General features: G+C 69.4%; 22 protein-coding genes. 13 read left to right on the top strand and 9 right to left on the bottom strand.

Annotated features, from left to right (window positions below):
* Positions 1-45: 45 nt before the first annotated feature.
* The 4 genes from EOD42_RS14865 to EOD42_RS14850 form a co-directional block, all read right to left on the bottom strand.
* Positions 46-2,649 carry a PD40 domain-containing protein gene (locus EOD42_RS14865; RefSeq protein WP_164867950.1) on the bottom strand — a complete coding sequence of 868 codons (2,604 nt, stop codon included), beginning with the start codon at positions 2,647-2,649 and terminating at the stop codon, positions 46-48.
* Between the two features lie 169 nt (positions 2,650-2,818).
* Positions 2,819-3,214: a Zn-ribbon domain-containing OB-fold protein gene (locus EOD42_RS14860; RefSeq protein WP_127788316.1), complete on the bottom strand. Its 396-nt coding sequence runs from the start codon at positions 3,212-3,214 to the stop codon at positions 2,819-2,821.
* Positions 3,214-4,377 (bottom strand): thiolase domain-containing protein, encoded by a 1,164-nt coding sequence (locus EOD42_RS14855; protein WP_127788315.1) that lies wholly within the window; start codon positions 4,375-4,377, stop codon positions 3,214-3,216. Before EOD42_RS14855 ends, EOD42_RS14860 begins: the two co-directional genes overlap by 1 nt.
* Positions 4,378-4,568: 191 nt before the next feature.
* Positions 4,569-5,012, bottom strand: a complete 444-nt coding sequence (locus EOD42_RS14850) for a MarR family winged helix-turn-helix transcriptional regulator (RefSeq protein ID WP_127788314.1) — start codon at positions 5,010-5,012, stop codon at positions 4,569-4,571.
* A gap of 61 nt (positions 5,013-5,073) precedes the next feature.
* Between EOD42_RS14850 and EOD42_RS14845 the strand changes: the two genes are divergently transcribed.
* Positions 5,074-5,481 (top strand): nuclear transport factor 2 family protein, encoded by a 408-nt coding sequence (locus EOD42_RS14845; RefSeq protein ID WP_127788313.1) that lies wholly within the window; start codon positions 5,074-5,076, stop codon positions 5,479-5,481.
* Positions 5,482-5,487: 6 nt separating this feature from the next.
* Here the strand turns inward: EOD42_RS14845 and allE are convergent, their stop codons facing one another.
* Positions 5,488-6,267, bottom strand: coding sequence for a (S)-ureidoglycine aminohydrolase (allE, locus tag EOD42_RS14840; protein WP_127788312.1), 780 nt, complete (start codon positions 6,265-6,267; stop codon positions 5,488-5,490).
* 76 nt (positions 6,268-6,343) lie between these two features.
* Between allE and EOD42_RS14835 the strand changes: the two genes are divergently transcribed.
* The 5 genes from EOD42_RS14835 to EOD42_RS14815 are packed head-to-tail and all read left to right on the top strand — an operon-like array spanning position 6,344 to position 10,617.
* Entirely contained in the window at positions 6,344-6,907 is a 564-nt protein-coding gene (locus tag EOD42_RS14835; RefSeq protein WP_127788311.1) for a TetR/AcrR family transcriptional regulator, read from the top strand.
* A 1-nt stretch (position 6,908) separates the two neighbouring features.
* Positions 6,909-7,988 (top strand): HlyD family efflux transporter periplasmic adaptor subunit, encoded by a 1,080-nt coding sequence (locus EOD42_RS14830; protein ID WP_127788310.1) that lies wholly within the window; start codon positions 6,909-6,911, stop codon positions 7,986-7,988.
* Complete coding sequence (gene devC, locus EOD42_RS14825; RefSeq protein WP_127788309.1) at positions 7,988-9,220, top strand: ABC transporter permease DevC; 1,233 nt, start codon at positions 7,988-7,990, stop codon at positions 9,218-9,220. The genes EOD42_RS14830 and devC overlap by 1 nt, the downstream gene beginning before the upstream one ends.
* Entirely contained in the window at positions 9,220-9,924 is a 705-nt protein-coding gene (locus tag EOD42_RS14820; protein ID WP_127788308.1) for an ATP-binding cassette domain-containing protein, read from the top strand. Before devC ends, EOD42_RS14820 begins: the two co-directional genes overlap by 1 nt.
* Positions 9,925-9,966: 42 nt before the next feature.
* On the top strand, positions 9,967-10,617 hold the full coding sequence (locus tag EOD42_RS14815; RefSeq protein ID WP_127788307.1) for a hypothetical protein: 651 nt from the start codon (positions 9,967-9,969) through the stop codon (positions 10,615-10,617).
* 10 nt (positions 10,618-10,627) lie between these two features.
* On the opposite strand, the gene EOD42_RS14810 is transcribed toward EOD42_RS14815, so the two are convergent.
* Both EOD42_RS14810 and EOD42_RS14805 read right to left on the bottom strand, forming a co-directional pair.
* Positions 10,628-10,942, bottom strand: coding sequence for a cold-shock protein (locus EOD42_RS14810; protein WP_127788306.1), 315 nt, complete (start codon positions 10,940-10,942; stop codon positions 10,628-10,630).
* Positions 10,939-11,484 carry a GNAT family N-acetyltransferase gene (locus EOD42_RS14805; protein WP_127788305.1) on the bottom strand — a complete coding sequence of 182 codons (546 nt, stop codon included), beginning with the start codon at positions 11,482-11,484 and terminating at the stop codon, positions 10,939-10,941. Before EOD42_RS14805 ends, EOD42_RS14810 begins: the two co-directional genes overlap by 4 nt.
* A 97-nt stretch (positions 11,485-11,581) precedes the next feature.
* Here EOD42_RS14805 and EOD42_RS14800 point away from each other — a divergent pair, with 97 nt between their 5' ends.
* From EOD42_RS14800 to EOD42_RS14780, 5 genes are all read left to right on the top strand, one after another.
* Complete coding sequence (locus tag EOD42_RS14800) at positions 11,582-13,162, top strand: GMC family oxidoreductase (RefSeq protein WP_127788304.1); 1,581 nt, start codon at positions 11,582-11,584, stop codon at positions 13,160-13,162.
* A gap of 59 nt (positions 13,163-13,221) precedes the next feature.
* A complete protein-coding gene (locus tag EOD42_RS14795) occupies positions 13,222-14,238 on the top strand; it encodes an amino acid ABC transporter substrate-binding protein (protein WP_127788303.1) in 1,017 nt (338 codons plus the stop codon).
* 174 nt (positions 14,239-14,412) lie between these two features.
* The gene (locus EOD42_RS14790) at positions 14,413-15,441 is read left to right on the top strand and encodes an amino acid ABC transporter substrate-binding protein (RefSeq protein ID WP_127788302.1); all 1,029 of its coding nucleotides are present in this window, start codon (positions 14,413-14,415) and stop codon (positions 15,439-15,441) included.
* A 154-nt stretch (positions 15,442-15,595) separates the two neighbouring features.
* Positions 15,596-17,911: a bifunctional diguanylate cyclase/phosphodiesterase gene (locus EOD42_RS14785; RefSeq protein WP_127788301.1), complete on the top strand. Its 2,316-nt coding sequence runs from the start codon at positions 15,596-15,598 to the stop codon at positions 17,909-17,911.
* A gap of 110 nt (positions 17,912-18,021) precedes the next feature.
* Positions 18,022-20,133 (top strand): putative bifunctional diguanylate cyclase/phosphodiesterase, encoded by a 2,112-nt coding sequence (locus EOD42_RS14780; RefSeq protein WP_127788300.1) that lies wholly within the window; start codon positions 18,022-18,024, stop codon positions 20,131-20,133.
* A 4-nt stretch (positions 20,134-20,137) separates the two neighbouring features.
* Here EOD42_RS14780 and EOD42_RS14775 read toward each other — a convergent pair whose 3' ends face one another.
* A complete protein-coding gene (locus EOD42_RS14775; protein ID WP_127788299.1) occupies positions 20,138-20,953 on the bottom strand; it encodes a TIGR00282 family metallophosphoesterase in 816 nt (271 codons plus the stop codon).
* 66 nt (positions 20,954-21,019) lie between these two features.
* Positions 21,020-21,424, bottom strand: coding sequence for a hypothetical protein (locus tag EOD42_RS14770; RefSeq protein ID WP_127788298.1), 405 nt, complete (start codon positions 21,422-21,424; stop codon positions 21,020-21,022).
* 56 nt (positions 21,425-21,480) lie between these two features.
* Between EOD42_RS14770 and EOD42_RS14765 the strand changes: the two genes are divergently transcribed.
* Complete coding sequence (locus tag EOD42_RS14765; RefSeq protein WP_127788297.1) at positions 21,481-21,708, top strand: hypothetical protein; 228 nt, start codon at positions 21,481-21,483, stop codon at positions 21,706-21,708.
* Between the two features lie 3 nt (positions 21,709-21,711).
* Positions 21,712-22,047 carry a cell division protein ZapA gene (locus EOD42_RS14760; RefSeq protein WP_127788296.1) on the top strand — a complete coding sequence of 112 codons (336 nt, stop codon included), beginning with the start codon at positions 21,712-21,714 and terminating at the stop codon, positions 22,045-22,047.
* Positions 22,048-22,053 lie beyond the last annotated feature (6 nt).

Here is a 22,053-nt window from a genome sequence, read left to right as displayed (position 1 = left end):
GTGGTCGCTCCGGATGCGAACGAATTGCAACAAACCGTAATGTGGCTAATGGAACACGAAGTCCGAGGCTTGGATGTCGGTGACGTTGTAGAGGAAGATCTCGTTGTCGCCGTAGCGCAGGGAGGTGTTGCCGCCTGCCACGGTCACGCTGAACTGGCTGAGCGCGGTGACGCCGCTGCCCACCATATAGAGCTTGTCACCCTCCGCGCGGCGGAAGTCCGAGATCTGGTCGCGGCCCCAGTTCGGGATGTTGAAGGCGAAGATGTCCGCCCCGCCATAGCCGTACATGATGTCGTCGCCCTCGCCGCCATCCAGCACATCGGCGAAGTTCGAGCCCCAGAGGATGTCGTTGCCGCCGCGCCCGTCCAGCGTGCTGCCGAGGAGCGGGTTGGCCACCAGGTTCTCACCTGTCGGGCTGCCATGCACCAGGGTGGCGGTGCCGGCCAGATAGACGACCTCGATGTTGGGGGAGACCCAGTAGCCGGTGACCGACACCCAGGCCGTGTCATAGCCCTCGTCCGCCTCCTCCCAGATCACGTCGCCCAGGTCGTCCACGATGTAGTGGTCGTGGCCCTTGCCGCCGACCATGGTGTCGTTGCCCGGCCCCCCGCGCAGGATGTCGTTGCCGTCATGGCCGATCAGCGTGTCGTCGAACTCGCTGCCCCACAGCACGTCGTCGCCGGTGCCGCCTTCCAGCCGGCTGGCGTAAAGCGGGTTCGCGACCAGCTGCTGATAGCCCTCGCTGGCCTTGAGGAAGGTGGCGGTGCCCGCCAGCCGGCCGATCTCCACATTCACGGGCAGGGTCCAGCCATCGACCGTCACCCAGGCGGTGTCGATGCCCTCATCCGCGTATTCGACGAAGCGGTCACCCAGGTCGTCGATCACGGCCTGGTCGTTGCCGGTGCCGCCGATCATGGTGTCGTTGCCGGCACCGCCGCGCAGGATGTCGTCACCCGCGCCGCCATCCAGCGTGTCGTCCTGCGGGCCGCCCCACAGCACGTCATCGGCGGTGCCCCCGCGCAGGGTGCTGGCCAGCAGCGGGTTGGCCACCAGCTGCACCGGGGTGGAGCCGCCGCCCAGCGAGGCGCCGGTGCCGAACAGCCGTCCGATCTCGATATGAGAGGGCAGGGTGTAGTCGTCGGCCGTGGACCAGACGGTGTCGGTGCCCTCGTCCTCATATTCGATGACGCGGTCGGCGGGAGAGTCGACCAGATACTGGTCGTTGCCGGTGCCGCCGATCATCACGTCGGCGCCCGCGCCGCCATCCAGCAGGTCGTCGCCCGCGCCACCTTCGAGCCAGTCATTCCCGTCATGGCCATAGAGCGCGTCGTCGCCGCCCAAGCCGTACAGATTGTCGGCATCGCTGCCGCCATGCAGCGTGTCGTTGCCCGCTGTCCCGTTCTGGGTGCCGCGCGGCGCGCCGATCTCGGCGCCGAACACATCCTGCACCGCGTTGCTGTCGCCGCTGACGAGATCGGGCGCCGTGGAGGCGAAGGCGACCGTCAGCCCATCATTGCTGATCACCGAATGGGTCGATTCACCGAAGGCCGTGGCCCCGGTGGTCGCGATGGAGATCAGCAGCAGTTCGCCCGTCAGCAGATCCTTGCGGAAGATGTCGGCCGAGACGGGTCGGTCATCCGCGGCGAAGGTGCTTGAGAGCGAGGTGAAGGTCACATAGCGCCCGTCGCCCGAGATATCGGCGTCATAGCTGTCGCCATTGCCCGCCACCCCGCTGGAGCCGGTGCTGACCAGCGCGACCGCACCTGTCAGCAGGTCCTTGCGGTAGACATCCATCACCCCGTTGGTGTCGGCCCCCAGCAGCGCGGCCTTGGTCGCGAAGACGACATAGCGCCCATCGGCGGAGATGACGGGCTTGAGCGTGCCCTCGAAGCCGCCGCCCATCTGCTCGCCGTTGGCGCCCTCCGTCACGCGGGTGACGGTGCCGGTCTGCATGTCCTTCACGAACACGTCGTCGCGGCCGTTGGTGTCGGTGCCGACCAGATTGCCCGCATTGCTGTCGAACACGACATAGCGGCCATCCGCCGAGATGGAGACGCGGTTGAGCGCGCTGCCATTGGCCTGGCGGCCATCCGCCGTCAGGGAAACGAGCCGGACCTGGCCCGTCACCATGTCCCGCAGGAAGACGTCGATCAGACCGTTGGTGTCGCCCGCCACCAGGTCGGAGGCGGCCGAGAGGAAGGCGACATAGCGCCCGTCGCTGTTGACGGCCGCGCCATACGACACGGAATTGGCCGCGGCCCCGACGGTGTTCAGGGAGACGAGCAGCACGGCGCCCGTCTGCATGTCCTTGCGGAAGATGTCGGCGAAGCCGTTGGTGTCGCCGGTGACGAGGTTGGTCGCCATCGAGGTGAAGACGACATAGCGCCCGTCCGCGCTGATGGCCGCGCCATAGGAGGCACCGTTCGCCTCGACGCCGGAGGCGGAGACCGAGACACGTTCCAGCACGCCCGTGCCGCGGTTCTGTCGCCAGATATCCGTCACGCCGTTGGTGTCGGCCAGCGACGGGTTCGTCGCATCGGACTGAAAGACCAGATACAGCCCGTCCGCCGAGAGATCCGCGTAGTCGCTGGTATCGTTCAGCTGCTGCCCGGCGGAGGCGAGGGATCGGCGGGCGAGCGTGACCGTCATGCACTGCATCCTGCGTGGCTGCCGTGCGTCCTGCCTGGCCTTACCACCTATGCGTGCATAATGAGGGGATTTTCGCTTTTTTGGAAGGGTATTGTTCTTGTTTTGTTTGTAATGCGACGCAAAAGAAAAGGGCGGGATCGTTCCCGCCCCCTTCATCGAAGCATCAGCTTCAGGCCGGCGTGAACATCGGCACCGGGGCGCCGCCATTCGTGGGCTTGAACACCAGCTTCACCTTCTGGCCGACCTTCACGGCGTCCAGGTCGGTGTCGACGATGTTGGTCATGATGGTCACGCCCTCGGTCAGCGTGACATAGGCCAGGCAGTAGGGCTCCTTGCCGCGCTGGACGGACCAGGAATAGATCTCGCCCACGCCCTTGCTCTCCACGAACTCGACGTTCGAGGACAGGGTGTAGGGGGAGACGCCGCGCGGGTAGAAGAAGTGCTTGCCGGTGTCCTTGCACAGGCCCAGCAGCAGCTTGCCTTCACGCGCCGCATCGAAGAACGGCTTGTTGTCCGGATCCTCGTTGGGGGCGGCCGGGACGCGGTCGAATGCGGGAGTGGGCATCACAGAGCCTCCAGGATGACGGTGCCGCAGCCGTGGCGGGTGCAGAGGCTGCCACCCTTGCCGTTGGCCAGCGTCAGCGAGTGGTCCTTGACCTGCACGGCCGGGTGGGCTTCGCCGCGCGCCTGGCGGACGGCCTCGATCACCTTGGTCATGCCGCCGCGGTTGGACGGGTGGTTGTTGCACAGCCCGCCGCCATCGGTGTTGAACGGCAGTTTGCCGACGCCCGAGATCAGGTTGCCGTCCATGACGAAGCGGCCGCCCTGGCCCTTCTCGCAGAAGCCCAGGTCTTCCAGCTGCACGATCACGGAGATGGTGAAGCTGTCGTAGATGGAGGCGTACTTGATGTCCGACGGCTTGCAGCCGGCCATCGAGAAGGCGGTCTTGCCGGACTGCACGCTGGCCGAATAGGTCAGGTCCACCTGGCCGGCCATCTGGTGCTTCACGTGCTCGCCATAGCCCTTCACCTTGACCAGGGGGCGCTTCAGCTTGCGGGCGATTTCCTCACGCGCCACGATCACGGCGCCGCCGCCGTCGGAGATGACGCAGCAGTCCAGCCGGTGCAGCGGGTCGGCGATCATGGGCGAGTTCACCACGTCCTCGACCGTGACGACCTTCGGCAGCATCGCGTGCGGGTTGTACTGCGCGTGGGTGCTGGCCGCGACCTTCACCCAGGCCATCTGCTCGGAGGTGGTGCCGAACTGGTACATGTGCCGCTGCGCGACCATGGCATGCATGGTGGCGATGGTGCGGCCGAAGGGCAGCTCGAAGGGCTCATCGGGCACGCCCGAGCCGGCGCTGCGCACGGCGGTGCCGGTCTGCATGCCTTCGGCGCGCGGCCGGCCGGCCAGCGTGATCAGGATGCAGTCGGCCTTGCCGGCCTTGATCATGTCGGCAGCGTGGCCGACGTGGATCACGTAGGAGGAACCGCCGGTGTCGGTGCTGTCCACATAGCGCAGCTTGCGCAGGTTCATGTACTCGACCATGGACAGCGGGCCCATGCCGGGGGCATCGCCCGCGCACATGTAGCCGTCGATGTCGTCGACGGTCAGGCCGGCGTCCTGCAGGGCGCCGAAGGCGACCTCGGCATGAAGCTGGGCGGTGGACTTGGTCTCGGCCTTGCGGGTGGGGTGCTCATAGGCACCCACGATGAACGCGTTGGTCATCGTGCACTCCTCATTGGCATGATTTCCTCCTTGGTGGGTGGTGCAGCCTTGTCCGAGTGCGGGCGCGCGTCAACCGGGGGAAGGGGGATGCGCACAGGTTTGCGCAAAAACTTCGACCTACCGGCCGGTCGGCGGCGGCTAAGTGTTGCGCCCCGGGCGGTAGACGCCCGTGGTCCGACCGTGCGGTAGGGTCAGCCCAGCCCGGGCGGGAAGCGCGCGATGGTCTGCGTCAGGCCATGGCGCAGGGCAGCGATCCCGGTCGCGCCCAACTCCGCCTCCAGCCTGCTTTCGGCCTCGGCGCTGAGGGCGACCAGCGTTTCGTACAGCTTGCGGCCGCGCGCGGTCAGCCGCAGCAGGCGGGCGCGCCCGTCACGCGGGTCGGGCACGGCCTCCAGCATGCCCAGCGCCGTCAGGTCGTCCGCCAGATAGGCCATGCTCTGCTTGGCCATGCCGGCGGCGGCGGCCAGCTCCGTCAGCCGCGACCCGCCCGGCGCGATATGGCGCAGCAGGGAGGAATGGGCGCGCCGGATCTCGGGGAAGCCACGATCCGGCAACTGGCCATACACATGCTCGGCAAGCGCGGCATAGGCGTTGCGGAGCAGGAAGCCCAGGGAAGGGGGGGATGGTTCATTCATGGTATTGACAGATTATCTGACTAAAATAGAAGTCAGGCAATCTGACTAACCAGAGGATCCCATGACCCCGATCGAACGCAACATCGCCACCGTGGACGCGCATATCCGCGGCGAGGCCCAGGACCCGGCCTCCGTGATGGGCCTGTACACGGATGATGTCGTGCTGGAGGTGCCGACCCGCGGCCTGCGCTTCGCCAGCCACGCGGAGATCGAGGCGAATTACCGCGCGATGTTCGCCTCGATGGCCGACATCGAGATCGAGCCCCGCGACCGCTTCGCGACCGAGGACAGGGTGGTGGATGAATGCCTGGTGCGGCTGACGCTGACGGGCCCCGGCATGGTCAACGCGCCGTTCCCGGTGGGCGCGCGGGTGGAGCTCAGCCTGCTGCATGTCTTTCACATGCGCGCCGGGCTCATCGCGCGTGAGGTGGTCTATGAGGGCTGGCGGCGGCTGGATGCCGCCGCCTGACGCGCCTCAGAATTCCACGTCGCGGTTCACGTCCTTGTAAAGCAGGTACTCCGCCGGCGCCCAGCCGGTGGCGTAGAACTGCTGCGGCACATAGGGGCCCATCCAGATGAAGTCGCCTTCCCAGATCTCGTGCCAGTCGCGGCCCAGCAGCTGAAGGCCCTGGCCCGTCAGCATGTACAGGCCGTGCTCCATGATGTGGGTCTCGACGCAGTGGAAATGCGTGCCGGTGCCGAAGCCCATCACGTTCATCTCGAAGTCGAAGGCCATCTCGCCGGGCGTGCCCAGCAGGAAATAGCGATAGCGGCCGTTCACGTCCTGGCGCGGGGCGTCGTCGCGATGGGCGAATTTGGGCTTGGGCGGGTTCACGCCCTTCAGCGCGGCATAGGGCTTCTTCACCCACAGGGCGCGCGCCTCGGCATCGCCCTTGTTGGAGAAGGAGAGCTTCGTGCCCTCGGGCGCGAAGGCATAGGCGCCGGGCACCAGGCTGCGCTTCTTCTTGCCGAGCCCGACTTCCAGCTCACCGGACAGCACATAGAGGAAGTGCTGCAGCCCGTCGTCGATCGGCTCCATCGTGCCGCCGCCCGGCGCCACGATCACCATGGCCTCCGCGAAATGCGCGCCCATGCGCGGGGAGGTCATGAAGCGCAGGATGCAGCGCTCCAGCCCCGGCAGGAAGGAATCCATGATCCCGATCGGCGGGAAGATGGCGTAATGCGGCGTCAGGTTCGACCGGTTGTGGCCGATGACGCCGGGCGGGACGGGAGGCGGAACAGGGGCTTGGCTCATCTTCTCCCTATGCCGTGAAGGCGCGCGGCTTGCGAGTCCCTTGAACTGTACCGGCTGGACGGTATATCGACATCGCATGCCCGACCGCCCACCAGAAACGGACACCCGCACCCGCGTCCTGGATGCCGCGGAGCGCATCGTGCAGCAGCAGGGCGTGCCCGCCCTGACGCTTGCCGCCGCGGCGCGTGAGGCCGGGGTCTCCAAGGGCGGGCTGCTTTACCACTTCGCCAGCAAGGAAGCCCTGCTGCGCGGCATGATCGAGCGGCTGACGGACAACATCCGCGGCCAGTTCGAGGCGACCCTCGCCAGTGTTCCCGAAGGCACGGGCCGCGTCGCCCGGGCCGTCATCGCCTGGCAATTCGCGACCGAATGCCATGAGGCCGAGGATGCCGAACGTTCGGCCGCCATCCTGCTCGCGGCCCACCACCATTTCCCGGAGCTGCTGGAGCCCGTGCGCCTCTTCACCGATGACATCCGCGCCCGCCTGCGGGCCGATGGCCTGAAGCCTGGCCGTGGCCTGGCCGTGATGGCGGCCTGCGACGGGCTGTTCATGAACCATGTTTTCGGCATGTATCGTCCCGACGCGGCCGATCTCGCCGCCCTGCACGAGACCCTGCTGAGCCTGCTGGAGCCCGCCTGAGATGAAGCGCTCGAAGCTGATGATCGTCCTCGCCGTGGCCGGGGTGGCCGTGGCCGCCGGCGCCACCTGGAAGCTGACGGCGCAGGAGGCGCGGCCACCGGGCCCGCCGCCGGCACCCCCGGTGGTGGCCTCGCTGCCGCGCTCCCTGGCAGGGGTGGGCGTCGGCGCGCTGGGGCGGGTGGAGCCCGCCAGCCGCATCCGCCGCCTGGCCGCGCCGGGCGGCATGAACGTGAACCGCCTCTCGAAGCTGTTGGTGGCGGAGGGCGATGTCGTCACCGAGGGCCAGCTGCTGGCCGAATTCGCCGACGCACCCCTGAAGGATGCCGAGGTGCTGCGCGCCGAGGCCGCCCTGGCCGAGCAGCGCGCGAGCCTGGACCGCACCGTGGCCGCCGGCCGCCCCAGTGAGATCGCGGCCCAGCGCGCCCGCATCCAGGCCCTGACCTCGGCCGCCGAGATCGCCCGCCGCGATGCGAGCCGCACGGACAGGCTGGTTCCCTCGGGTGCCGGGGCCGAGGCGGTGGCCGAGCGCAACCGCTTCGCGGCCCAGCGCGCGGCCGCCGAACAATCCGAGGCCCAGGCAGCGCTCGAAACCCTCTCGAGCGCCCGGCGCGAGGATGTTCAGCTGGCCGAATCGCGGGTGGCCAATGCCGAGGCGACGCTGGCCAAGGCCATCGCCGACGCGGCCCTGTCGCGCGTCTACGCCCCCATCGCCGGCACCATCCTGCGCATCCATGCCCGCACGGGCGATGCGGTGGGCAATGACGGCGTGCTGGAAATGGCGGACCTGACGCGCATCGACGTGGTGGCCGAGGTGTACGAGACGGATGTGCCTCGCCTCTCGGTCGGCCTGCCCGCCGAGATCGTGGTGCCGGGCGAAAGCCGCCGCTATGCCGCGACCCTGCGTGAGATCGGCTGGCAGGTGCGCCGCACCGCGCAGTCGGGCACGGACCCGGTGGCGGCTGTCGATGCGCGCACGCTCGAAGTCAGGCTGACGCTTTCCGAGGAAGCGCGGGTGGCGCTGGCCCGGCGCAGCAACATGCAGGTTCAGGTCGCGATCCGCCCGCCCGAGCGGGCCGATTGATGGACAGCTTCGCCCGCCACGAGAGGCCGGCCGATGCGCAGGCCGCCGTCATCCGGCCGCGTGCCGGGCGGCTGGATGCGCTGGGCCTGTCGGTCCGGCTGTCCTGGCGGCAGCTGCGGGCGGACCGTGCGCGGCTGGCGACCGCCGTGGCGGGGGTGATGTTCGCCTGCGTGCTGGTGTTCATGCAGCTGGGCTTCAAGGGCGCGCTGTTCGACAGCGCCACCAACCTGCTGAACTCCATGCGCTCCGACCTGTTCCTGATGCACCCGATGACGGAGGCGAGCTTCCGGCCGGAGCACATTCCCCGCGCGCGGGCCTTTCAGGCGCTGGCGGATGCTGATGTGGCGCGGGCGGTGCCGATCTACATGGCCCAGGCCTCCATGCGGAACCCGGAGACGGGCAAGCGCCGCATGGTGCAGGTCATCGGCCTGGACGTGACGGCCAACGCCGTGCAGTTCGAGGGGCTGGCCCCGCTGGCCCCCGCGCTGACGCGCCCCGACACCTTCGCCTTCGACCGTCGCTCACGCCCCGAATTCGGCCCGGTGGACGAGATGTTCCAGCGCCACGGCCCCTTCCAGGTCCAGCTCGGCACCAAGATGCTGGAGCTGGTGGGGCTGGTCGATATCGGACCCAGCTTCGGCGCCGACGGCAATGCGGTGATGAACGAGCTGAACTTCCGCCGCATCTTCTCGCGCCAGGCCTCGCAGACGGACCTGGTGGCGCTGCGCCTGCGCCCGGGCGCGGACATTCCCACCGTGCAGCAGCGCCTGCGCACCCTGTTGCCCGACGATGTGCTGGTGCTGACCCATCAGGAGCTGGTGGCCGCCGAGCGCGCCTATTGGGAGAACGGCACGCCCATCGGCTTCATCTTCGTCTTCGGCTCCATCATGGGCCTCGTGGTGGGCATGGTCATCGTCTACCAGATCCTGTTCGCCGATGTGGCGGGGCACCTCAGCGAATACGCCACGCTGAAGGCCATGGGCTATTCCAACGCCTATCTCTCGGGCGTGGTGCTGGGGGCGGCCGTGATCCTGGCGGTGGTGGGCTTCATCCCAGGCCTCGTCACCTCGCTGCTGCTGTATGACGTGGTGGCCAAGGGCACCTTCCTGCCGCTGCACATGCCGCTCGACCGGGCGCTGGGCGTGTTCTCGCTCATCTTCGGCATGTGCTTCGTGGCGGGGCTGCTGGCCATGCGCAAGCTGCGCGATGCGAACCCCGCGGACATGTTCTGATGGATCAGCCCCTCGAACTGTCCAACATCACTTTCAGCTACGGCGACGGCGAGTTGCGCCGGGCGGTGCTGAAGGATGTCTCGCTATCGGTGGCACCGGGTGAGATCGTGATCCTCACCGGCCCCTCGGGCTCCGGCAAGACCACGCTGCTGACGCTGATCGGCGCGCTGCGCGGCATGCAGGAGGGCAGCTGCCTGGTGCTGGGCCAGGAGATGCGCGGCGCCTCGGAGGCCGCGCGCGTGGCCCTGCGCCGTCGCATCGGCTTCATCTTCCAGAACCACAACCTGCTGGGCTTCCTGTCGGCGCGGCAGAACGTGGCCATGTCGCTGGAACTGCATGGCGGCATGAACGACGCGGACCGGCTGAAGCGGGCAGGGGAGATGCTGGCCGCCGTGGGCCTCGCGGAGCACGCGGACAAGCGCCCCGCCCAGCTCTCGGGCGGGCAGCGCCAGCGCGTGGCGGTGGCGCGCGCCCTGGTGGCCGAACCCGGGCTGGTGCTGGCCGATGAGCCCACGGCGGCACTCGACCGCGCCTCGGGCCAGGAGGTGGTGCGCCTGCTGTCCGACCTCGCGCGTCGGCGCGGCACCCCCATCCTGCTGGTCACGCATGACCCGCGCATCCTGGACATCGCGGACCGGATCGTGGCGATGGAGGATGGGCGGATCATCGATACCTCGGCCGCGTCATCGCCCGCGTCGCATTGATGTCAGTGGCCGGGGCGTGCATCCCGTGCCCATGATCGCGCCATGAGCGAAGCGCCGGTTTTCCTGGATATCGAGGCCTCGGGCATTACCGGGGGCTCCTTCCCGATCGAGATCGGCTGGGCGCAGCCGGTGCAGGCCGAGGGCGGCTGGGCGCTGGCGCTGCGCAGCATCCTGATCCGCCCCATCCAGCCCTGGCTGGATGAGCCGCTGCGCTGGGACAGAGCGGCCGAGCCCGTCCATGGCCTGACGCGTGAAGTGCTGCTCCAGGAGGGCCTGCCCCCCGATGAGGCCTGCGATGTGCTGGACGGCGCGCTGGCGGGGCTGGAGGTGGCCAGTGACACCGGGGCCAACGGATGGGACGCCGACTGGCTGTACATCCTCTATGAAGCCGCAGGGCGGTCACCCCGGGGCTGGTTCCTGGGCGAGCCCAAATCCGGAGGACTGGTGGCCCGGCGCCTGCGCGCGGCCGGGCTGGACCCGATGACGGTGCGCCCGGCGATGGCGCGCTGGCGCCCCGCCCACAGCCACGCGGCGGCCGAGGATGCCGGCGCCTTCGCCTGGGAATGGGCGATGGCCGAGCTGCTGGCGGCCGGAGGCGCCACGGGGCTGACATCGGAAAACCTGCCGGAGCTGATCCCCGCCCCCATATGGCCGCGGCCGCTGGCCGGAGGCTACCGCAGGCGGGAAGGCTGAGCGGTAAGGCTCATTCCAGCCCGCGCACCACCTCGAAGGCCTGGGCCAGCAGCTTCGCGCGCAGCGCGTCGTCGCCATAGGCATCGGGGCCGGCCTTGATCCAGCCGGGCATGCGCGCGGCCATGGGGCGGATGTCGGGCTGCTCCAGCGCCCAGCCATCCTGCCCCTTGCCCAGCCTGACCAGCATGCCGTCATGCCGGGCCGCGCACAGCAGCCGCCCATGCCACAGGAAGGCGAGGCCGCCGAACATCGCCTTCTCGGAAACGGCGGGGTCGTCGCCCAGCTCCTCGCGCAGCAGTTCCTCCAGCCCGTGATCGCGCGTCATGGCCTGTCCTCCCTCCGCAGCCGGTACAGCAGGTGTTCGCGCATCGGGTGGCCCTCCGGCAGGCGCGGGTGCTCGAAGCGCCCGTCGGGCCGCATGCCGAGCTTCTCCATCAGGCCCCAGGAGCGGGTGTTGGGCGGGATGGTGAAGGCCACGATCTCCGGCAGGCCAAGCGAGAACCCATAGGCCAGGGCCGCGCGCGCGGCCTCCAGCGCATAGCCCTGGCCCTGATGCGCCGTGGCGAAGCGCCAGCCGATCTCCACCGGCGGCTCCGTCAGGGCAGGGAAGGGAATGGCGGCCCATTGGATGCGCCCGAGGCCGCACATGCCGATCATCCCCGGCGCGGCCAGCCGTTCCACTGCCCAGAAGGACAACCCGGTTTCCGCCTGGCGCAGCTCCATCCGGTCCAGAAACTCGTCGGCTTCGGCGCGGTTCAGCGTCTTGGCGAAATGCCGCATCACCTCCGGGTCGGCGCACATGGCGGCGAAGGCCGGGCGGTCATCCCGCCGCCAGGGGCGCAGGCGCAGGCGCTCTGTCTCGATCATGGGCACAGGCTAACCCGGCCCGGGCGGTTCCGGCCATGCCCCGGCTTGTGCGGGGGCAGGGCAGGGGCATCATGCCCCCAACGGACGGAGTGGGCGCATGGAGTGCGATTTCCTGGTGATCGGCGCGGGTTCGGCCGGGGCGGTGCTGGCCAACCGGCTCTCGGCCGACCCCGCGAACCGCGTGGTGCTGCTGGAGGCAGGCGGCCCGGACCGTGACCCGCTGCTGCGCGTGCCCGGTGCCGTGGCGCGCAACGTGAAGGCGCCGCAGCATAACTGGAACTACTTCTCGGAACCCGAGCCCGAGCTCGACGGCCGCCGCATCTTCTGCGCGCGCGGCAAGACACTCGGCGGGTCCAGCAGCATCAACGGCATGATCTATATCCGCGGCCATGCCCGCGATTACGACTATTGGCGCCAGGCGGGCTGCGTCGGCTGGAGCTATGACGACGTGCTGCCCTATTTCCGGAAATCCGAGGGCAGCGAGCGCGGCGCCGACGCGTATCACGGCGGCGACGGCCCGCTGACGGTCACGCTCGGCCGCCCGGTGCCGCCGGTCTGCGAGGCCTTTCTGGAGGCCGCCCGCGCCGAGGGTTTCCGCGCGCCCGTCGACTTCAACGGCGAAAGCCAGGAAGGCTTCGGCCACTACGACACCACCACCCGCAACGGGTTGCGCTGGTCCACGGCGCGCGCCTTCCTGGACAGCGCGCGGTCGCGCCCGAACCTCACCATCCTGACCCGTGCCGAGGCCGAAGCCCTCACCTTCGACGGGCTGCGCTGCACCGGCGCGCGGGTGCGCCAGGACGGGCAGGCCATCGAGATCCGCGCGGCGCGGGAGACGGTGGTCAGCGCCGGCGTATTCAATTCGCCCAAGCTGCTGATGCTGTCGGGCATCGGCGATGCAGACGCCCTGTCGGCGCTCGGCATCACGCCGCTGCTGGACCGGCCCTCCGTGGGGCGGAACCTGCAGGATCACCTGTCTTACCGGATGAACTATGCCTGCCGCCCGGGCACCACGGCCTATGCCCATACGCGGCCCATCCGGGGCGCCATGGCGGTGCTGAAGTTCATCTTCCAGCGCAAGGGCATCCTGACCAACACGCCCTTCTCGACCGGCGGCTTCTTCGCCTCGGAGCCGGGGATGGAGGTGCCCGACATGCAGATGGGCATGGCCATCGGACTGATGCCCGATACCGGCAACCTGCCGCAGCGCGAGGGTTTCACCCTCACTGTCCGGCAGGGCCGGCCGAGCAGCACGGGCGAGGTCACGCTGCGGTCGCGTGACCTGGCCGATGCGCCGGTCATCCGGCCGCGCTACCTCAGTGACCCGCATGACCTGACGGTGCTGCTGCGCGGCACGAAGCGGATCCGGCACATCATGGCCAACCCGGCCATCCGGCGGTACGTGACGGAAGAACTGCTGCCCGGCCCGGCGGTGACGGATGACGCGGGGCTGGTCGCCAGCATCCGCGCCATCTCCAGCACCACCCACCACTTCATCGGCACCTGCCGCATGGGCGGGGATGAGGCGAGCGTGGTGGACCCCGCATTGCGCGTGCGCGGCATCGGCGGGCTGCGGGTGGCCGATGCCTCCATCATGCCCATGCATATCAACGGTAACACCAATGCTGCCTCGATCATGATCGGTGAGAAGGCGTCCGATCTCATCCTGGCTGCGTGAATCCCCTTGCCGGTTGCCGCGCCGCTCCGCGATGCTGCAACCACAACGGGAGATTCAGGATGTTCAGGATTCTGGCAGTGGCCGCGCTCGGCCTCGGCATGCTGGCGGCGCCGGCACGCGCGCAGAGCACGCTGGATGCCGTGCGCGCGCGCGGCACGCTCAATTGCGGGGTGAACACCACCACCCCGGGCTTTGCCACCATCGATTCGCGCGGCCAGTGGGTGGGCATGGTGGCCGACCTGTGCCGCGGCATGGCGGCCGCCATCTTCGGCGACGCCACCAAGGTGCGCTTCGTGCCGCTGACCTTCGCCACGCGCTTCACGGCGCTGGGCTCGGGTGAGGTGGATGTGCTGACCCTGACCAGCACCCACACGGTGCTGCGCGACACCACGCTCGGCATCCGCTTCACCACCAACTATTTCTATGACGGCCACGGCTTCATGGTCCGCCGTAGCACCAATGCGCAGCGTGTGCGCGACCTCGCCGGCGCCAGCATCTGCATCCTGCAGGGCACCACCAACGAGCAGATCACCACCGAATACTTCCGCAGCCTGAACCTGCAGATCAGCCCGGTGCTGTTCGCCGAGCAGGAGCAGGTGGTGCGCGCGCTGGAGGCCGGGCGCTGCGATGCCTATGGCATGGACGCCTCGGGCCTGGCCGCCGCCCGCGCCGGCCTGACCAAGCCCGATGACTGGGTGATCCTGCCCGAGCGCTTCAGCAAGGAGCCCTACACGATCGTGGTGCGCCGGGGCGACGAGAACTGGTTCGACATCGTGCGCTGGTTCACCTTCGCGCTGATCGAGGCCGAGGAGAACGGCGTGACCTCGGCCAACGCGCAGCAGATGCGCACCACCGCGACCGACCCCAACATCCGACGCCTGCTGGGCGCGGTGCCCGAGGTGGGCCAGGCACTGCGCCTCGACCCCGCCTGGGCGCTGAACGCCATCCGCGCGATCGGCAATTACGGCGAGTTGTACGACCGCCATTTCGGCCCCAGCACCAGCGTGGCGATGCCGCGCGGCCAGAATGAGATCTGGACCCGCGGCGGGCTGATGTACGCACCGCCCTTCCGCTGAAATCGCATATTATTTCAGCACAATAGGCAACGCCCGGCAGCAGTCCGGGCGTTGCCGCCTTAACTTCACGCGCCCGCACCGGCTGAACGCTTGACCCGCCATGGCGCGACCGCGTTCACTACTTGCGGGAAAACGCCGGTCCTCGGTCGAGACTGGAACAACAGGGAGATATTCATGCTCAAACGGAGCCTCATGGCTGCCGGCGCGATGATGTGCGCGCTTCTCGGCACCGCCGCCCCCGCCTTCGCCGGGGCAACGCTGGATGCGGTGCGTCAGCGCGGCCAGCTCGTCTGCGGCATTCACACCGGTGTGGCGGGCTTCGCGCAGCCTGACAGCCGCGGCGCCTGGCAGGGGCTGGACGTGGACATGTGCCGCGCGGTGGCGGTCGCCATCTTCAACGACCCCACCAAGGTGCGTTTCGTCCCGCTGTCCTCCTCCACGCGCTTCACGGCACTCGGCGCCGGTGAGGTGGATGTGCTGTTCCGCACGTCCACCCAGACCATGCTGCGCGACACCACGCTCGGCCTGCGTCACATCACCACCTATTTCTACGATGGCCATGGCTTCATGGTGCGGGCCGACAGCGGCGTGCGCCAGGCGCGCGATCTGCGCGACGCGACCATCTGCCTGACCCAGGGCACGACGAACGAGCAGGTGACGGCGGACTACTTCCGCTCGATCAACGTGCCGTTCCGCCCGGTGCTGTATGAGCGCCTGGACCAGATCATTCCCGCCCTGCAGGCCGGCCGCTGCGACGCCTTCGGCACCGATGCCTCCCAGCTGGCCGCGACCCGTTCCGTGATGCCCAACCCCCGCGACTGGAACATCCTGGACGAGCGCTTCAGCAAGGAGCCCTACGGCGCCTATATCCGCCGCGGCGACGACGACTGGTACGATCTGGTCCGGTGGACCACCACCGCGCTGATCGAGGCCGAGGAACTGGGCGTGACCCGCGCCAATGCCGAGGAACTGCGCCGCAGCAGCACCAACGCCAATGTCCGCCGCCTGCTGGGCGTGACGCCGGAGCTGGGTGAGAGCCTCAAGATCGACCGCAACTGGGCGTACAACATCGTCCGGGCGCTGGGTAACTATGGCGAGATGTACGAGCGCCACATGGGCGAGAGCACGCCGGTGAACCTGCCGCGCGGCCCGAACCGCCTCTGGACCCAGGGCGGCCTGCTCTACGCGCTGCCGATGCGTTGAGCCTCCGCTTTCAGTGACATGTCAGGGGCGCCTCCTCGGGGGCGCCCTTTTTCGTTCAGGGGCCGGAAACTTTCCACGCGTAGTTGTGATGTGTGCCCTGTGGCGGCGGCCAGGGCGTTGTGCTTAGGCAGTGGCGGGGACTGTGGAGTTGTCCATGCGCATCGTCACCTGTCTGGTGCAGGAGCACGATCTGTGGCTTGTCGCGGTCGCGGCGCTGATTTGTGGCCTCGGCGCGCTGGTCACCGCCCGGCTCTACCAGCAGACGCGTGATGCGGAGGGCCCGGCACAGCGTGCCTGGCTGTTCCTGGGGGCGGTCGCTTCCGGTTCCACCATCTGGTGCACGCATTTCGTCGCGATGCTGGCTTATCGTCCCGGCATCCCGGTCTCCTTCGATCCGCGCCTGACCGGTGCCTCCTTCGCGGTGGCGGTTCTGGGCTCCGCCTTCGCCTTGGTGCTGGGCGTGCAGCGCGGCTGGGCGCCGGCCCCCACGCTCGGGGGTGCGATGTTCGGCCTCGCGATCTCGCTGATGCATTACACGGGCATGCTCGCCTTCGGCGTGCAGGGCCTCATGCTGTGGTCCGAGACCTATGTCGCGCTCTCGATCGCGGCGGCATCGGGCTTCGGCGCCTGGGCCTTCCGGGAAGCGGCGCGCGGCAGGCTGATGGGCGCGGCGGTGCTGCTGGTCCTGGCCATTGTCAGCCTGCACTTCACGGGCATGGCCGCGCTGGAGGTGATCCCCTTCGGCCCCGCCGGCACGGAGAGCGACGATTCGGCCACCTGGGCGCTGGCCATGGGCGTGGCGGGCGTGGCCTTCCTCATGCTCGGCACCGGCGTCGCCAGCCGCCTGCTGGACCAGGAGGCGCGCTTCCGCGCGCAGCGCCGCCTGCGCACCCTCGTCGAGGGCTCGGTGGACGGCATGGCGGTCGAGCGCGACGGGCGCATGCTTGAGGTCAATGCCGCGCTCTGCACCCTGCTGGACACCCCGCGGGAGGCGCTGATCGGCACCCCGCTGCGCCAGTATCTGGAGCATGAGGGCGAGTTGCCGGTGGACCGCCTGATCCGCGCATCGCTGCTGCCGATCGAGGGCAAGCCCATCCCGGTGGAGCTCGCCTCCCGGACCGAGGAGGGGCTGGTGGTGCGTTCCGTGCGCGATGTGCGGCCGCGCCTGGCGCAGGAGCGCCGCATCGCCCATCTGGCGCGCAACGACAGCCTGACCGGCCTGCCCAACCGCACCTCCTTCCTGGAGAAGATCGAGGTGATGCCGGCGACCGTGCGGCCGGGCCAGCAGATGGCGCTTCTGGCCATCGACCTCGACCGCTTCAAGGAAGTGAACGACCTGCACGGCCATGCCGCCGGCGACACGGTGCTGACCACCCTCTCGACGCGCATGCGCCAGGCCCTGCAGGGTGAGGAGTTCCTGGCCCGGCTGGGCGGGGATGAGTTCGTGGCCCTGGCGCCGGTCGCCGGGCGTGACGAAGCGCATGAATTCGCGCAGCGCCTGCACCGCCAGCTCAACACCCCCGTGGCGCTCGGCCATGTCGAGGTGGTGTGCGGCGGCAGCATCGGCATTGCGCTGATGCCGCAGGATGCCCGCACCTCCGCGGTGCTGATGAGCAACGCGGACCTGGCCATGTACCGGGCCAAGGCCAACCCGGCCAAGCGCATCTGCTTCTATGAGGAGACGATGGACCAGGCGGTGCGGGAGCGCCGCAAGACCATGCAGGAGCTGCGCGACGCGCTGGCCAGGCGCCAGTTCAGCCTTCACTACCAGCCGCAGGTGGACATCGGCGGCGGCGCCATCACGGGCTATGAGGTGCTGCTGCGCTGGCAGCACCCGGAACGCGGCGCCGTCCCGCCCAGCGAGTTCATCCCGATGGCGGAGGAGACGGGGCTGATCCTGCCGATCGGCGAGTGGGTGCTGCGCGAGGCCTGCCGCGAGGCCGCGACCTGGCAGCAGAAGCACCGCGTGGCGGTCAATCTCTCCGCCGTGCAGCTGGTGGCCGACCTGCCGCGCGTGGTGGCGCGCGCCCTTGCGGATTCCGGCCTGTCGGCCGACCGGCTGGAGCTGGAGATCACCGAGACCGCCATGATCCGCGACCCGAGGCGCACGACGCGCCTGCTGGAGGAGCTGAAGGCGCTCGGCGTCAGCATCGCGATGGATGATTTCGGAACCGGTTATTCCTCGCTCTCCACCCTGCGGGCCTTCCCCTTCGACAAGATCAAGCTCGACCGTTCCTTCATGGCGGAGCTGGAAGCGAGCCCGGATGCGCGGGCGATCATCCGGGCGGTTCTGGCCCTGGGTGAGAGCCTGAACATCCACATCCTGGCCGAAGGCGTGGAGACGCCGGCCCAGCTGGACTTCCTGCGCCAGGAGGGCTGCACCGAGGTCCAGGGCTATCTGTTCGGCCAGCCCGCGCCGATGAATCAGCAGCGTCCGACGGCAGCCTCCCTCACTCTCGCGGCCGGGTAGGGCGGAATAACGGGTAGGCGTCGTTATTGCTCGACCGCAGGTTGTATCTTGGATAATACTCACGACAGACGGGATTAACCCGCGGATATCCGGTTGGCCGGGAGACGTCGATGCGGATACTCACATGCCTGACGCAGGAACACGACCTGCGTGTCGTCGCACTGGCCGCGCTGATCTGCGCGCTGGGAGCCTATGTCACGGTCCGGCTCTTTCAGCAGATGCGGGAGGCCGAGGGCAAGGCGCGCGACGCCTGGCGCCTGCTGGGCGCAATGGCGGCGGGGCCGACCATCTGGTGCACCCATTTCGTCGCGATGCTGGCCTACCGGCCGGAACTCGACGTCGCCTATGAACCCAGGCTGACCGGGGTGTCCTTCATGATCGCGGTGGTGGGGGCGGGGGCCTCCATGGCGCTCGCGATGCGCCGGGACCTGGCCTGGGCGCCGGCGGTGGGCGGGGCGCTGTTCGGCCTGGCGGTGGTCGCCATGCACTATATCGGGATGATGGCCTTCGCCGTGCAGGGGATCATCCTGTGGGCGCAGGCCTATGTCGTGGCTTCGGTGGTCATGGCGCTGCTGTTCGGGGCCGCCGCCTTCCACGCCGCCGCGACGCGGCAGATGGGCTGGGCGGTCGCCTTGGTGATCCTGACCATCGTTTCCCTGCACTTCACCGGCATGGCGGCCATGGAGGTGCTGCCGCTGGCGGCCGCCGTGCCGGCCCCGGCCGGCGAGGGCCACCTGACGCTCGCCATGGCCATCACCGGGCTTGCGCTGCTGCTGTTCGGCGTGGGCGGCGCCAACCGGCTGCTGGAGGAGGAGGCGCGCCAACGCGTCGCGCGTGGCCTGCCCGCGGGCGGCTTCGGGCTGGGCGGGCTGCCCATGCCGGTGCCGGCGGCCGGGCCCGCGGTTCCGCCCCTGCGCGTGCTGGAGGAACGGCCACCGGCACCGCCTCCCGCCCCGCCGCCGCAGCCGCTGGAGGTCCAGCGCGACACGCTGACCGGCCTGCCCCGGCACGCGGCCTTCTTCGAGCGGCTGGATGAGCTCGCCTCTCAGCTGCGGCCCGGCAGCCAGATTGCGGTGCTGGCGATCGAGGCCGACCGGCTGAAGGAGGTGAACGGCCTGCATGGCCATGCCGCGGGCGACACCATGCTGGCCGCGCTGGCGCGCGGCATGGCCCAATCCCTGCGGGAGGGCGAGTTCCTGGCGCGCTTCGGCGGCGGGGAGTTCGCGGCCGTCGCGGTCGTGCCTGACCGCGAGGAGGCGCGCGAATTCGCCGAGAGGCTGCGCCGCCAGCTGCAGGCCCGGGTTCAGCTCGGCGATACCGAGATCGTCTGTGACGGCAGCATCGGCGTGGCGCTGATGCCCCAGGATGCCGAGGGGCCGACCGCGCTCGTCACCTGCGCCGATCTGGCCATGCATCTGGCCAAGGCCAATCCCGCCCGACGCATCCGCTTCTATGAGGAAGCGACCGAGGACGCGGTGCGGGAGCGCCGCCGGATGACGCAGGAACTGCGCGATGCCTTGGCGCGCGGGCAATTCAGGCTGGTCTGGCAATCCCAGGTCTCGACCCAGTCGGGCAGGATCGTGGGGCGGGAGGCATTGCTGCGCTGGGAACATCCCGTTCGCGGCCCGATACCGCCCGCCGATTTCATCGCCCTGGCCGAGGAAAGCGGCCTGATGCCGCGCCTGGGCGAATGGGTGCTGATCGAGGCCTGCCGCCAGGCCGCGCAATGGCCGGGGCGGGAGCATGTGTCGGTCAACCTGTCCGTCATGCAGCTGGTGCCCGATCTGCACCGGGCCGTGGCCGACGCGCTGGCCGAGGCCGGGCTGCCGCCTGACCGGCTGGAGCTGGAGATCACGGAGGCCTCCGTCAGCCGTGACCCGGAGCGCACCGCCCGCCTGCTGGAGAAGTTGCGCGCCATCGGCGTCTCCATCGCGATGGATGACTATGGGCGGGGCAGCATGTCGCTGACGGCGCTGCGTGAGCTGCCGCTGGACTGCCTGAAGCTGGACCACACGCTGATGCAGGGGCTGGAGGACGGGCCGCAGGCGCTGGCCACGATCCGGGCGCTGATCGCGCTGGGCAAGAGCCTGGGGCTGAAGGTGGTGGCGGAGGGCGTGGAAACGCGGGAGCAGCTGGAGCTGCTGCGGCGTGAAGGATGCGACGAGGCGCAGGGCTTCCTGTTCGGCCCGCCGGCCGAGATTTCGCGCGCGGCGGCGGGCTGAGGGATCAGATCGCGGGCATCGCCTGCGACAGCCGCCCGCCGAGGCGCAGCGGTGCCACGCCGGTGGCCAGGCCCGTCGCGTCATCGGTCACCACGAAGATGCCGCACAGCGTGGCCTCGCCCTCGGCCGGGGCCAGCTTCTCGGCCGGCACCTTGCGCCAGAACCGCATGGAGGCAGGCGCCTTCTGCATGCCGATCACGCTGTCATAGTCGCCGCACATGCCGGCATCGGACTGGAAGGCGGTGCCGCCGGCCAGGATCTGGTGGTCGGCGCTGGGGGTATGGGTGTGGGTGCCCACCACCAGGCTGACCAGCCCGTCGAAGCTGTGGCCCATGGCGGCCTTCTCGCTGCTGGCCTCGGCATGCACGTCGATGATGGCGGCCTGGACGGCGCGGCCCAGCGGATGGGCCTGCACCTCGGCCTGCACGGCGCGGAAGGGGTCGTCCACCGGTTCCATGAACAGCCGGCCCAGCACATTCACCACCAGCACCTTGCGGCCGTCGTCCAGCACGGCGACGAAGCTGCCCTTGCCGGGCGTGCCCGGCGGGTAATTGGCGGGGCGGATCACCCGGGGTTCCTGGTCGATCCAGGGGATGATCTCCTTGCGGTCCCAGGAATGGTTGCCGAGGGTGACGACATCCGCGCCCGCGGTGAAGAAGGCGCGCGCCATGTCGGGCGCGAGGCCGAAGCCGTGGCTCGCATTCTCGCCGTTCACCACCACCAGGTCGGCGCGCAGCGCCGTGCGCAGCTCCGGCAGGCGCGCCGTCAGCGCATCCCGGCCGGACCGGCCCACCACATCGCCCAGGAAAAGAATACGCAACGCCGCAAGCCCCACCGATCGAAGTTGCGCGGGATAGCGCCCCGGGGGCCGGGGGGAAAGAGGGAATCAGCCGCCCCGATTCGCGAGCCAGGCTTCGATCCAGCCCGTGCCCCGGCGCGGATTCCACGTCGCCATGTCCAGGCTGGGCGGCGCCTCGGCCAATATGCGACCCGGATGCAGCGCCATCAGCCCGGCCCGGGCGGGGCAGGGGGCCAGCACCACCTGCGGCACGCCCGCCAGCAGCGCGCCCAGCGCGTGGCCCGGGGCCGTGCCGCAGTCCAGAATGGCGGGCAGCCGCCCATCCCAGCCGCCGGCACGCAGCATCGCCAGGAAGCCGGGCGCGCCGATCGCCGATGCTGCAGCGCCCGCTGAGAGCAGCGTCGCAGGCCTTTGGAGTTGCAGGACGGCCCGCACATGGTCCATGCCATGGACGGTGACGGCGGGTGGGCCTTGCACGGGGCTTTCGCGCATGCGAACCCTCGTGACACGTTACGACACTTTACGCCAAGGGGGGCCGCACGGTGGAGATGACGACCGATCCTGCCTTCCAGGCCGCCCAGCGGCTTGAGATCGCGGTGGAGAAGCTGGTGGGGGCCATCGAGGGCCGCCTGGCAGCGATGCAGGCCGCCGCCGCCCAGGCCGCGGCCGACAGCGTGCCGCGCGCCGAGGTGGCGGCACTTTCCGCGCGGCTGGATGCCGCCATGGCACAGCTGCGCCAGGCCCTGATGGGCCAGGACAACGAGGATGAGGGCTAGCCCATGGGTCAGGTAACCGTCCGGGTGAACGGCTACACCCACACCATCGGCTGCAAGGACGGCGAGGAGCAGCATGTGCGCGACCTCGTGGCCAGCATCGACGCCAAGGTGGGGCTGATCCGCCAGATGGGCGGCCAGTTCAGCGAGGCGCGGATGCTGCTGCATGTGGCGCTGCTGCTGGCCGATGAACTGGGCGACCTGAAGATCGACATGATGCGGCGCGAGAACGGCGAACCGCCCCCGGTGCCCGCGCCCACGGCCGATCCGCGCCTGGCCGAACGCCTGGCCCGCATCGCCGAGCGGATCGAGGGCATTGCAACGAGCCTCGAGCGCCCTTAAGTCATT

It is taken from the genome of Rhodovarius crocodyli (genome assembly GCF_004005855.1).
Taxonomy (GTDB): domain Bacteria; phylum Pseudomonadota; class Alphaproteobacteria; order Acetobacterales; family Acetobacteraceae; genus Rhodovarius; species Rhodovarius crocodyli.
Note: the sequence above shows the minus strand (reverse complement) of the source record. Positions and strands in the feature narration are given on the sequence as shown.